Raw genomic sequence first — 12,301 nt, 5'->3', positions numbered from 1 at the left:
TTTAATTTTAGTTCGATCGCTTGTCATGGGGTTAGAAAAATCTTTGCGCTTTTCACATTTCCATTCACCAGATCCCGGAACGCCTGATTCCCATCCTGCATAGAGCGAATTTCCGACCACGGCGTTTCGTCTATTTTCCCGCGGATTAACAGCTGAAGCGCATCGTGAAAGTCTTGCGCCTCGTAACAGAAAGAGCCCAATATCGTAATTTCGCTTCGGATGCACACATTCACCGGAATTTGCGTTTCGTTCACCCCAAGTCCGATGTTCATGACGGTGCCTCCCGGATTGATAAGCTCAAGCGCCGCTTGCCGGGTAGACTCATAACCGGCCGCATCAATCACCACATCAACCCCGGGCGGCCCCACCGATTCTTTAATCTTCCGTATGTAGCCGTCCCGGGCCGGACTTATCGTGCCGAAGGCTCCGAGCCGTTCCGGCGCTTTGAGCCGCTCCTCGTTCCGATCAATGACGACGACCCGGGACGCCCCCATAATCCGGGCTACGAGGAAGCTTAGAAGGCCGATCGTTCCCGCCCCGAACACAACGACGTTGGCAAAGGGATGATTCCCCATGGCCCGCCGGACGGCTCTAAGGGAACAGGCCAGCGGTTCAGTCAAGGAAGCCCGGTAAGGGCTAATCGTCTCCGGGATGACATGAAGGGAAGAAGCCGGAACACGAACATACTCGGCGAAAGCTCCCGGACGGTGAATCCCGATAATGGACCGTTCGCTGCAGAGTTGGACCAATCCCTTGCGGCAGACGTTACAGCTTCCGCAGGATTGCAGCGGATTCACAACGACCCTCTGGCCCTCCGACAGGCCTTTTACTTTCGAACCGGCACGCTCGATCGTACCGCTGAATTCATGCCCCATAACCAAGGGAGGAACCCGCAGGCTATTGTGGCCGAGGTAGCCTTCCAGCTCCGAGCCGCATATTCCGACCGCATCTACCTTAACCAGAACATCGTTCTCCGAAATTTCGGGTTCAGCCGTCTCTTGAATTTCCATCCATTCCGGCTTCGTCCAAACCAGACTCTTCATTCCGGTCTCCTCCTTATTCCGCGATCGGTTTTTTAACGATAAACCAATAACAGATCGCTGCGCATCCGGCGATGATTCCCCCGCTGACGAAGGCCATGGCGAAGGAGCCTGTCGTATCGGCGATATAGCCGGCAACGGTCGTGGAGAATGAGCCTCCGAAATATCCGCCGAAGTTTTGAATCGCGCCGACGGACGCTACCAAATAGCTCGGCGCCACATCGCTGGTTAAGGCCCATGCGCTTCCCGTCATGGCGGAAATAAAGCCTAGGGCAAGGGTCATAAGAATGATGGACATCGTCAAACCGGAAGCAAAGGGCACCAAGATGACGCATACCGCCGCCAGAAGAGCGCAAACGGATACCATGGCGCGTTTGGCCGTCATTGGATGCTTGCCGCGATCCGCGATTTTTTTCGTGATATATCCGCCGACAAGGTTGCCGACAATTCCGCCGAACCAAGGGATGCTTGCAACGATCCCCAGCGTCTTAAGATCGACATGAAACACATTTTTCAAATACGTCGGCAAAAATACGATAAAGATGTTCCAAATCCAAATCGTGCAAAAGAATCCTAAAATCATGCCCCAAACCGTTCTGGATTTGAACAGCTCGCCCCACTTTACCGTTCTTTGCAGATTCGAATCGGTGGAATCGGAATGGATATAAGCCATTTCCTCCTGTGAAACACTGCTGCTTTCTTCCGGACGCTTGTAAAAAAGCTTAAAGAAAACAATAAAGACAATGCCCAGCAAACCCGTGATATAGAAGAGGCTTCTCCAGCCATAGACGGCCATGATAGGAGCCAGAAGGAGAGGCGCGATGAACGGACCCCATTTGGAGGACGAGTCCCACACCCCCGTGGCGAGTCCGCGCTCTTTTTTCGGGAACCATTGGGAAGTGACCTTGGCCGACGTCGGAAAGCAAGGTGCTTCGCCTATACCCAGGAGCAGTCGGATCCCGATGAGAGAGCCCATTTTATTGCAAACGCCGGTCAAAAAGGTAGCGACGCTCCACCAAAGCACCGCAATAGAATAAATCCGCTTCGCGCCGAATTTATCGATCAGCCAGCCGGAGGGCAATTGCATGATCGCGTAAGTCCAGGAGAACACGGTTCCGAGTAAGCCGATATCGGTTTGGCTCAGGTGCAGCTCCCTGATCATCTCCGGCGCGGCGATCGATAGATTCGCACGGTCCAGATAGTTGATAATCCCGCCGATCAGCAGCCACAAAATGATTTTCCAGCGCACATTGCCCACAGCGGAATTTAACGAAGGATGGGGATAACCTGCTCGTTTCACTTCGCTTTTCATAAAACCATCGTACCTCCTTGAAAATGAGTTTTATGGCTCTGATGTTATGCCTGGAGAAAGCTGTCGTTACTGTTAATTTAAGCGCTTACAATATAGATTTCAACCGTCACTTCGTCCCCGTCTTTCAGCCATTCGCGTTGTTCTTCCGGATAACCGGCGATCACTCCTTCCGGAGTGGGGGAAGTTAAACCAACGGTCCGTATTTTCCCACCGGCGACTGTGCAAAAATACGGAAACCGTTGATTTAAACATGCTTAGCTTGGAATGTGTGTTAAGCTTTTACAAATACCGTCTTAATCGAAGTGAAAAATTCGATCGCCGCCTGCCCCTGCTCGCGGGAATGGGAGCTGGACTCCTTCATGCCGCCGAACGGAGCCTGCAGCTCGACGCCGGCGCTTTCCGCGTTGATCCGCACCAAACCGGCCTCGATTTCGTTGATAAAGGAAAGCATGTTTCCGATATTCCTGGTGAAGATCGACGCGCTTAAACCAAATTTCACATCGTTAGCCAGCTCCAGCGCCTCTTCCATGGTTTCAACCTTGATCAGGGCGAGGACCGGCCCGAAGATTTCTTCCTGCGCGATGGTCATGGACGGCTTTACATGTTCAAATACGGCAGGCTGAATGTAGAATCCGTTATCGAGGCCCTCTCCTTCAGGTTTATTGCCGCCGCACAGCAGGGTTGCCCCTTCTTCAATCCCTTTATTAATGTAATGCACGACGGTGTTGTATTGGCTTTCGCTTGCGCACGGCCCCATCCAGGTTTGCGCGTCCAGCCCGTTGCCGATTTTCAATGCTTTGACCTTGCTCAACAGCTTTTCCTTAAATTCATCGTAAACGGCACTCTGAACAAAGACGCGGCTCGTGCAGGTGCACTTCTGGCCGGTGGAACGAAGTCCGCCGCTGATCGTCGCTTCCACCGCCAATTCGATGTCGGCATCCTCCGCCACGATGACTGGGTTTTTCCCGCCCATCTCCAGCTGGTATTTCGCACCACGGGCAATCGCCCCCAGGCCTACTTGCTTGCCTACGGTATTGGAGCCCGTAAACGTAATCCCGTTGATGCCCGGATGGTCGATCAAGCCCTGCCCGATCACGGAGCCCCGGCCGGTAACCAGATTCACTACCCCTGCAGGCAATCCGGCTTCGTGGAAGCACTCGATGATCTTCGCCGCCGTTACCCCCGTTTCGGTAGCCGGCTTCAGCACGACCGTATTGCCGTACACCAAGGCCGGAGCCATCTTCCAGATCGGAATCGCTACCGGGAAGTTCCAGGGCGTGATCACTCCGACGACACCGAGCGGAACTCGTGTCGTAAACATGAAGGCTTCACTGTCGGAGGACGGAATGACATCCCCCACCTTGCGCATGCCTTCCCCCGCATAATAGCGCAGAATGGCAACGCCGCGTGCCGTTTCTCCCTTGGCCTCCGGGAAGGTTTTGCCCATTTCGCGGGTCATCGTTTCCGCGATTTCGTCCATGTGCTTCTCCAGCGCATTCGCCATCTTGTACAAATAGTCGCCGCGTGCCGGACCGGAAAGCTTTCTCCAGGCCGGCTGCGCCTCTTTCGCCGCCGCAACCGCCCGGTCCAGGTCTTCCTTGGATGAATTTTGAATGTATCCGACAATCTCATGCTTATCGGCCGGATTCAAGCTTGCTTCCACTGCATTGGCGGAAGATGCCGTCCACTCGCCATTGATATAGTTCAAGTAGGTTTTCGATTGGGTCTGTAATGACATGATTGACTCACCTGTCCTCTCGTTTATTTGCATTCATAAAATTAAAACGTTGGTCCGATTCGCCAAATACCAAAATCGTGCTGCTTGAGAATTTCAGCCTTCGTCAGCTTTCCGCTGCATACCCGGCCGATCTCTTCAAAAATGCGTTGGCCTACTTGACCGATGCTTTCAATCCCGTCAATAATCGTACCGGCATCGATGTCCATATTGTCGCCCATTCTTTCAAACATCGGAGTGTTCGTGGAAATTTTAATCACCGGAGCAATGGGTGAACCCGTCGGCGTCCCCCTGCCGCTCGTAAACAATACCAGTTGCGCACCGCCGGCTACCATACCGGTTAATTGCTCGATATCATGACCGGGTGTATCCATCCAAACAAGACCTTTCCGACTTGGCGCCTGCGCGTAATCGATCAGCTCCTGCAGCGGTCTGGAGCCGGCTTTGTTCGCCGCTCCCAGCGACTTTTCCTCCAAGGTGCTGAGTCCGCCCTTGATGTTGCCCGGACTCGGGTTGCCCGTACGGATATCGACGCCCATCATGAACGCGCGGTTTTCCATGGCTTGAATCACCTCGTAAACCCTCTTGGCCACCTTTTCGTCTACGGCCCGGTTCGCGAGCAGATGCTCGGCTCCGATCAATTCGGTGGTCTCGGCCAGGATGGCCGTACCGCCGTGGTCGACAATCAGGTCGCTTACCTCGCCGACGGCGGGGTTGGCCGAAAGTCCGGAGCAAGCATCCGAGCCGCCGCACTCCGTTCCGATAATCAATTCGCTGAAATCGCACTGCTCGCGCATTTGCGCGGAAGCGTCCTGCACCATCTTCGCCGCAATTTTTGCGCCTTGGGCAATCGCCCCGAGCGTTCCGCCGTGATCCTGAATGGATACGACCTCCACCGGCTTTCCGCTCTTTGCAATTTCACCCGCAACGCTTCTTGCCTGATGCGTTTCGCAGCCAAGTCCCAGAACGACGACTCCGTATACGTTCGGATTGGTTCCCATCCCCGCATACGTGCGGAACGTCTGTTCATAGTCGACGCCAACCTGGGCGCAGCCATGCTGGTGAATAAAGCTTACCGTGCCGTGAACCAGCTCGGTAATCTGCCTTGCGGCCTGAGTCGCGCAAGTAATCGTAGGAAGAATCAATACATGGTTTCTTACACCGACACGGCCGTCCGGCCTTCTATAGCCCCAAAATTTAAGCTCCGGCAATTTGATCCCCTCTTCCCCTTTTTCCTTCCAAATTGTGAATGTGGACGTGCTCCCCCGGGAAAATATCTCTGGACGCCGCTCCGATCACCTCGCCGTACTTGAGAACATCTTCCCCTTGACCGATAGCCGTTACGGCAAACTTGTGTCCGAAATCAATAGGTTCCCTTACATCGATTTTGAACGAATTGCCTTGGCAATCCACCTGAACAACAGCGCCTTCAGGGATGTTCTCCAGGGCCACCGCCACTTGGTCTTGCGCATTCATCATCACGGTCTTATACCGCTTTTCCATTTCAATCCATCGCTCCTTTCCCGTTATTCATTCCCTGCCTGAGGGTTTAAACGGCAACCGAGTGAGTGGACGGCCGCTTCACCGGATTGCTCAAAACCCCGATGCCGGAGATTTCGATTTCGATGCGGTCGCCGTCCTGAAGCGTAAAATCGTTCGGCGGTACAATGCATGTGCCGGTCAAAAGAACCGTACCGTCGAAGATCTCATTGTCTCTTACCAGATAGGAAACGAGTTCATCATACTTTCTCTTTAATTGCCCGGTATTTGCCGTTCCCTCCACCACTTTTTCTTCATTACGGTAGATTCTGCAAGTCAGCTGAAAGTCGTACGGATCTTCGACCGTATCGACAAGGCGGATCGCCGGACCGATTGAGCAGGAATTTTTCCAGATCTTGGCCTGCGGCAGGTAGAGCGGATTTTCCCCTTCAATGTCACGGCAGCTCATGTCATTTCCAATCGTGTAGCCGAGGATTTTGCCTTCTTTATTCACCACGAGGCCAAGCTCCGGCTCAGGGATTTGCCAGTTGGAATCGCTCCGTATATATACAGGCTGACCGGTTCCAACCGTTCGCGCAGCCGTCGACTTAAAGAAAATTTCCGGACGAACCGCGTCGTACACTTTATCATAGAAGGTTGCAGCATCCAGTTTCCCGCCGGTAGCCTCATAATTTCTGGCATCCCGGCTTCTTTCATAAGTTACGCCCGCTGCCCAAACCTCCGGTGCGACAATCGGCACCAGCAGCTGCAAATCTTCAAGTCCTGCCGCCAACGGTTTTATTGATTGAATGTTGGACCGAATGAAATCGGAAGGCGTCGTCCCTTCTTTTTCAGCCTGATCGACAAGCTCCATAAAATCGGCGCAAGGCAAAGGATACACCTTGCCGTCATCCGTTAAAGCGCCAAGTACGGGTACTGAATGCTCATTGATGAATCGAATAATTCGCAAAGAGAAAGCCCCTTTCATTTTATAATATAAAACTGTGTTTCGATAATTAATCACATAAAATGGTTTGGACGCCTACGCTCATTTTCGAATATTGCGAATACCGTATCCCATTTGTTCGGACAGCTCTTCCACAGCGTTCTTCACCATGTCGATGTAACCGGCAAATTGATCGTCGTCGACCCGGGAAGTGAGCGTGGACAAGCTGATGGCCGCGATGGCATGCCCCGTATGATTGAGAATCGGTGCCGCAACGCAGCGTACGCCCGGCTCATTCTCCTGATTGTCGATCGCGTATCCTTGGTCCGCCACCTTCCGAAGCTCTTTGAGAAAATCGGATTCATTATCAATGGTATTGGGGGTCATCCGCTTATATTCGTAGCCATCCAACATTTTTTTGAGTTCATCATGGCTTCGGAAAGCGGCCAACGCTTTGCCGACCCCGCTCGAATGAAGGTTAATTCTTCTGCCGATCCGCGAATAGACAATCAGAGCCTGCGGGCCTTCCACTTTGTCGATATAGACGCCTTCTTTGCCGTCAAGAATGACCAGGTGAGTCGTTTGCCCCGTATTCGTCGACAGCTTCATCAAATAACTCTTGGCGATCTTTCGAATGTCCAATCCGTGAATGACAAAGTTGCCTCGTTCAAACAGCTTCATCCCGAGCTTGTATTTGCCATTCTCCGGGTTTTGATCGATATAACCGTGCATTTGGAGCGTTTTTAATAAGGAATGAACCGTGCTTTTGTGCAAAACCATGCGTTCGCTGATATCCGTAATTTTCAGCTCCGTATGAAATTCATCAAACAAATCGAGAATCCGCAGAGCCCGGTCAACCGCTTGAATAATCGGCATTGTATCCACCCTTTTTAAGTCAATTTCTATCGTCTTAGATGTTATATTAGCATAGGCGGATAACCCATTCACAGCCTTTATTGGATCATTTCAATTTCCGTTCCCTCCGAAGCGGCAGGGACGGCCAACCCCGCAGCCCCCTTGGCCGACGTTCTAAGATGGGAAGCGTAACGCTGGATGATATCCTGGCCTAATCTCGCGCGTCGTACCCGTTCCTTGGCCAGCGCAATCGACGTGGCTTCCAGGTGGGTACCGGAAGGATAAATATTGGGCGAGTTGCGCAGGCCGAACTTAATGTAGACCGGCGCAGCTACGCGAATGATTTCCGGAATGTCGTAATGACGGATAAATCCGCCGATATCATCGGGTGCCTCCACATAAATATCGATGGGAATATCGATTACCTGACGGATCGCCGCAAGCTTCGCCAACGTCAAATCGGAAGGTACGTTGAATGTATTGGCACCGATGTCTTGATATAATTTAACGGTTACCGGATTGCCCCCGTACAGCTGCACGGATATTTTTACAACCAGATCGTCCGGAAGCTCGCCGCATATTTTAAATTCGTTGACGAGCCACAGCAAGCCTTCATCCGCAACAAGAATGCCGCGTATGCCTAATGCGCAAGCCCGCTTAATATCTTCGATGGCATAAACCAATTGATCCATGCCTTGAGAACGAAGCCCGGCAATTCCTCCTGCGCTCGCACGCTGCATCGGCGTAATGTCGAAGGTTCCGCGGGGACCTACGAACAGACTGACTTCCAGGTTCTCGCGGCAGCCGATTTCAGCCATTCGCTTGATTTCGTCGTCCGTCATAAGCATTATGCCGCTTCCCTGCGAGATCCGGTGGATCAGAACATCGTACTGCTCGCAGGCTTCCACAATCGCTTCGAAGGTGGCCGGACCTTCGCAGCTTGGAATTTCCACCCGGTACTGGGCGCCGTCGGGAAACGTTTTGGCCGAGCTGGGCAGCTCATTCAAATCCCCGCCGGGAAAGCCTAATTTTTCAATCAAATCCCTCGTTTTTTGCACGATCCATTCCTCCCCGATCATTTTTTTACGGGCAATAAGAAAAACTCCTTATCGAAGTCTTTCAAAGTTGCCAGACCGTTTTTAGCGGTAGTTTTTCTTGGTACAGAAAGTTGCATTCCGCTTTAATGCTTTAGCGAACTTAAACTTTCTGTATCGTTAAGACGTCCGCTTCGTAGTCGAAGACGGCTTCTTCATAAACGGCTATAGGCACGACGCCATTAGCGGCATCGGTATGCCCGGTCATCCGGTTGGCCGCAGCAACTAGACGCTGGCGGGCTTTGATTGTTTTCATTCTTTCCTCAGCCAGAGCCTGCCTGGAATCGCGTATGGCTTCGAATTCAAATTTCAATTCGCCTCTGCGTAAAGCAGCTTCATCGAGCATTTGAATTTGTCTTTCCCTTAAATTCAAATAAAGGATATCCCCTGTCTGCAGGTAAAGAATGCCGCCGCCACTATGAGCTTCCGGCGTCATATGGCCTATGGCCGCCCCGTAGGTAACGCCGGAATAGCGTCCATCGCTGATCAATGCGGCAAGCCGTTTTAATTTCCGGCTGGCATTGATATGCTGCATCGGTGTGAACATCTCGGGCATGCCGAAGGCAGCCGGGCCTTGACCCGAAATCATGACGGCGATCTTGAGGACGCCTTTGTCCGCCATCAGGTCATACAACGCATCGTAATCTTCGTGCTCCCAAGCTTCATATAACGCCGGAGCATTAAGCTTCAACACCGCCAACAAGTTTTCATGGCTGAACATGCGGCGGATTTTCAGCTTTTCCACCAGCTCGGCATCGAGCAGGCTGCGGTTCGCATCATCTTCATTCTCATAGTAGAGAACGAACGCCGCTTTTTTATCGAAAGCGTCGAGCTGCGACGTGGTCATGCCGCTGATCTTGACAACCGCGCTCTCGAAGAAATTGCCGGTTAACACATCTACGCCGCTGAACGGCCGCCGGGGCTTCGATAGGATAATCGGGTTCTCCGCCACATGGGAGGCCGACAAACTTTCCGTTGACTTGAGGCGCTCACGCCAGGTCGAACCGGTTACGGTCGGAGCATCGACATCCATCGGGACTCCGTTCTGCAGCAATTCATGGAACAAGGACTCCATGCCTCTGCTCTTCCCGCTGCAGCACTGCATGGCTAGCTGAAAAATGTCCCTGCCCTGCGTCAAGCTGTAATCGAACAGATCCGGCACCGGATGCTCATGGTGAATTCGATCCAGATCGCGGAGCGAGAACCGGTAGCCGCCATAGAGCATGCCTGCCACAAGATGCATCATCAGGTTGGTCGAGCCCCCCGAGGCGCTGTGGATGCGGATCGCATTTTTGATATTCGCCGCCATAATATTCGATACGCCGAATACGGGATCATTGATCAGCTTCCCCAAATCGTCCAGAGCGCGATCGACCTGCTCCTGGGTCGGAGGCGAGGTCAAGAGTTCCACGGCGGGATGAACAAGACCGAGACCGGCTACCAGATGGCGGGAGCTGTTTCCCGTTCCGTTGAAGGCGCATACCCCGCCTTTGTCGTCGCAGGTGGCTACGGCCAATCTCTTTTCGTAATCCTTGTGGGCGTCTTTGGTAATGATCCCCCTCTCCCGCGCCCTCTCCAGTACCCCCTGGAAAGCCGTATTGGAGGAGCATTGCAGAATATACGCCAACGCATCGCGCAAATCGATCGCGATATCGTCGAAGCCGGCCGTCTCGGCCTTCTCCGCCACCTCCTCGAGCTCGGCAAACAAATCCGCCGGAATCGTGCCTCCCGCAAGCACATGTGCGGGTGCGAAGGTGGCAAAAAACGGGGCTTCTCCGCGATAACGGCGTATGCGGTCCATATGGGCGAGTGCGCTGACTACGCCGAGCGGCTGCTTGTCGCAGCCCTGAATGACGAAGGCGCCATGGTAGCTGTGGGCTTCCAACTGGTTAATGACCATCTGGGCGACGGCGTTGCGGCTTTGCAACGAATAGCTCATTCCCTGATTGCTCTGGGCGGTTCCGTCGCACATGACCGGCGTGGAGAAATAAAACGGCACCCCGCCGTTCCGCCAAATTCGGATCGCCGCACGGGCGGACGTTTGAAAATCCATGATATGGGCCGGATGATCCGGCGATCCCCCGATAATCGCGATTCTGGGAGCGTTCTCTTCCAGGCGGTTGTATACTTCCTCCAATGTCCAATCGGGAGCCGGTCCCTCATAGGAAGAGCCGAGGATTTGCTTCGCGCGATCGAGTAAACCCGCAACCGTAATCGGCTCGTTCGCCTTCCCCTGGACATTATCGCGATAAGGATTTACCGTGTTATCGATTTTCGGATAGCTCTGCGGCATGATTATCCCTCTTTTATATGATCAATTTGAAAAATCCATCGGCTCCGGCTCACTCAAGATTTCAACGTCTTCATTGGATAAGGCTTCCGGAATCAAGCTCTCAGAAATCCAAATCTCCCTTAATTCCAGAGTGTTATGAATCCTCACGACTCTTGCCTTGGTCAAATCGAAAGCGTTGCAGGCTTTAATCGCCGCCTTTACCGCCAGCTCTTCCGTTTCAAGGAACATGGGAGTCCGAACCATACACACAACGGTGCTTGTCAGAGCATTGGCATAGCCTTTTTCATAGATCACCTGGTCAACCACCTTCTTGGTCGTAACATCCGCCAGTCCCAAGCCATTGGCGTTTCCATGCGTCTTTTCGCTCAGTCCCAATACGACAATCCGCGTGATCTCAGGCCCTCCGCTTGCATAAGGCGTTCCGTACCGTCCCGTAATATTCGGATCCATTCCGTCGCCCGAAATGTTCTTCCCGATTTCGTCCACTACCAGAACATCGATCGGATCGAACATGATCCTCGGCATCAAAGATTTCGCTTCAAGCAACAAGCCGGGCTCCGCTTCCTCCAGCCTTTCCGCCGGAACCGCAACGATTTGGGCAGGCCGGTCGTAGGCGTTCTCAATGGTGCCTAAGCCAAAAATAACGGGGACTTTGGAGAGCACGATTTTGGCCATTTCCGGGACATGCTCCGCCATGTATTTAAAGCTATAGGCATGAGCCGCATCCGCTCCTTTTTGCTTGCCGAGCCCTATCGTGATCATTTTCATAAGTCCGCTCTCTACCGGGCCCCGAAAAGCGGTGTGCGGCTTAATCCGGTTGATCACAATCACTTTATCCGCCTCGAAAGCGTGCTTATCCGTATAAACAGGCAGCCCGTTCGGCAATTGGCCTACTCGAACGACCTCCATACTTGAGAGTATCGGCGCGCCCACGGACTCTTCCGTTACTCCCAAGTCCTCCAGCACTTCCTTCTGTCCCTCCGCCGTAGCCCCTCCATGACTTCCCATGGAAGGAATGATGAAAGGCTGCCCGCCTGCCGACTTCACGGCATGAACCACTTCCCGCGTAATCACCGGTATTTCAGCTACTCCGCGGCTTCCTACCGTAATGGCCACCCTATCACCCGGAACAATCCGCGAGAGAACGCCGGCCTGCACCATCGCCTCGCGAACGGCAGCGGGCACATCGTCAATCTCAGGCGCAGCGAAATGTTGGCGTACTTTGACCATGCGCGGCAATTGGATCTCGCGAAGCATATCTTCAATAACCTTCATCGCTGTTCACCCTGCTTTCGGTTGATGAACTATCCTTGATTTTGTTTTGTAATATAGAACTATGTTTTATATTCTCTACATAGAACAAACTTGTGCAATCATTTCAAAGGAGTTTTGTTCTATATTATAGAACTAGGTTTTCATTTTGCTTGCGCAAGAAGTAAGCGATTACAACTCTTTCTAATCTAAATCATAGCTCCAAGGATCGCTTATTGTCAATCCATAAAATTCCGCCACAGGCAATAAATCCGGAGAAACTTTAAACCGGAGCC

10 protein-coding genes are annotated in these 12,301 nt (G+C 52.7%); all 10 read right to left on the bottom strand.

The annotated features are described in order from the left end of the window. Positions 1-23: 23 nt before the first annotated feature. A complete protein-coding gene (locus tag O9H85_RS22280; RefSeq protein WP_269883628.1) occupies positions 24-1,043 on the bottom strand; it encodes a galactitol-1-phosphate 5-dehydrogenase in 1,020 nt (339 codons plus the stop codon). Between the two features lie 13 nt (positions 1,044-1,056). Beyond that, positions 1,057-2,352 carry an MFS transporter gene (locus O9H85_RS22275; protein WP_269883627.1) on the bottom strand — a complete coding sequence of 432 codons (1,296 nt, stop codon included), beginning with the start codon at positions 2,350-2,352 and terminating at the stop codon, positions 1,057-1,059. A gap of 271 nt (positions 2,353-2,623) precedes the next feature. Beyond that, positions 2,624-4,090, bottom strand: coding sequence for an alpha-ketoglutaric semialdehyde dehydrogenase GucD (gene gucD, locus O9H85_RS22270; RefSeq protein ID WP_269883626.1), 1,467 nt, complete (start codon positions 4,088-4,090; stop codon positions 2,624-2,626). Positions 4,091-4,131: 41 nt separating this feature from the next. After that, a complete protein-coding gene (locus O9H85_RS22265; protein WP_269883625.1) occupies positions 4,132-5,298 on the bottom strand; it encodes a UxaA family hydrolase in 1,167 nt (388 codons plus the stop codon). Then, the gene (locus O9H85_RS22260) at positions 5,285-5,590 is read right to left on the bottom strand and encodes a UxaA family hydrolase (RefSeq protein ID WP_269883624.1); all 306 of its coding nucleotides are present in this window, start codon (positions 5,588-5,590) and stop codon (positions 5,285-5,287) included. The genes O9H85_RS22265 and O9H85_RS22260 overlap by 14 nt, the downstream gene beginning before the upstream one ends. Positions 5,591-5,636: 46 nt before the next feature. Beyond that, positions 5,637-6,536, bottom strand: a complete 900-nt coding sequence (locus O9H85_RS22255) for a fumarylacetoacetate hydrolase family protein (protein WP_269883623.1) — start codon at positions 6,534-6,536, stop codon at positions 5,637-5,639. Positions 6,537-6,614: 78 nt separating this feature from the next. Then, positions 6,615-7,388: an IclR family transcriptional regulator gene (locus O9H85_RS22250; protein ID WP_269883622.1), complete on the bottom strand. Its 774-nt coding sequence runs from the start codon at positions 7,386-7,388 to the stop codon at positions 6,615-6,617. 77 nt (positions 7,389-7,465) lie between these two features. Next, positions 7,466-8,425 carry a U32 family peptidase gene (locus tag O9H85_RS22245; protein WP_269883621.1) on the bottom strand — a complete coding sequence of 320 codons (960 nt, stop codon included), beginning with the start codon at positions 8,423-8,425 and terminating at the stop codon, positions 7,466-7,468. A 139-nt stretch (positions 8,426-8,564) separates the two neighbouring features. Further along, complete coding sequence (locus O9H85_RS22240; protein ID WP_269883620.1) at positions 8,565-10,754, bottom strand: dihydroxy-acid dehydratase domain-containing protein; 2,190 nt, start codon at positions 10,752-10,754, stop codon at positions 8,565-8,567. A 21-nt stretch (positions 10,755-10,775) separates the two neighbouring features. After that, a complete protein-coding gene (locus O9H85_RS22235) occupies positions 10,776-12,029 on the bottom strand; it encodes a nickel pincer cofactor-dependent isomerase, group 22 (protein ID WP_269883619.1) in 1,254 nt (417 codons plus the stop codon). Positions 12,030-12,301: the final 272 nt, after the last annotated feature.

It is taken from the genome of Paenibacillus gyeongsangnamensis (genome assembly GCF_027533625.1).
Classification (GTDB): Bacteria; Bacillota; Bacilli; order Paenibacillales; family NBRC-103111; genus Paenibacillus_G; species Paenibacillus_G gyeongsangnamensis.
This window is presented reverse-complemented; position numbering and strand designations above follow the sequence as displayed.

Excerpts from the sequence above, each read along its gene's own strand:
- O9H85_RS22235 (WP_269883619.1), bottom strand. The coding sequence starts at position 12,029 with ATGAAGGTTATTGAAGATATGCTTCGCGAGATCCAATTGCCGCGCATG.
- O9H85_RS22260 (WP_269883624.1), bottom strand. The coding sequence starts at position 5,590 with ATGGAAAAGCGGTATAAGACCGTGATGATGAATGCGCAAGACCAAGTG.
- gucD (WP_269883626.1), bottom strand. The coding sequence starts at position 4,090 with ATGTCATTACAGACCCAATCGAAAACCTACTTGAACTATATCAATGGC.
- O9H85_RS22275 (WP_269883627.1), bottom strand. The coding sequence starts at position 2,352 with ATGAAAAGCGAAGTGAAACGAGCAGGTTATCCCCATCCTTCGTTAAAT.
- O9H85_RS22250 (WP_269883622.1), bottom strand. The coding sequence starts at position 7,388 with ATGCCGATTATTCAAGCGGTTGACCGGGCTCTGCGGATTCTCGATTTG.
- O9H85_RS22280 (WP_269883628.1), bottom strand. The coding sequence starts at position 1,043 with ATGAAGAGTCTGGTTTGGACGAAGCCGGAATGGATGGAAATTCAAGAG.
- O9H85_RS22240 (WP_269883620.1), bottom strand. The coding sequence starts at position 10,754 with ATGCCGCAGAGCTATCCGAAAATCGATAACACGGTAAATCCTTATCGC.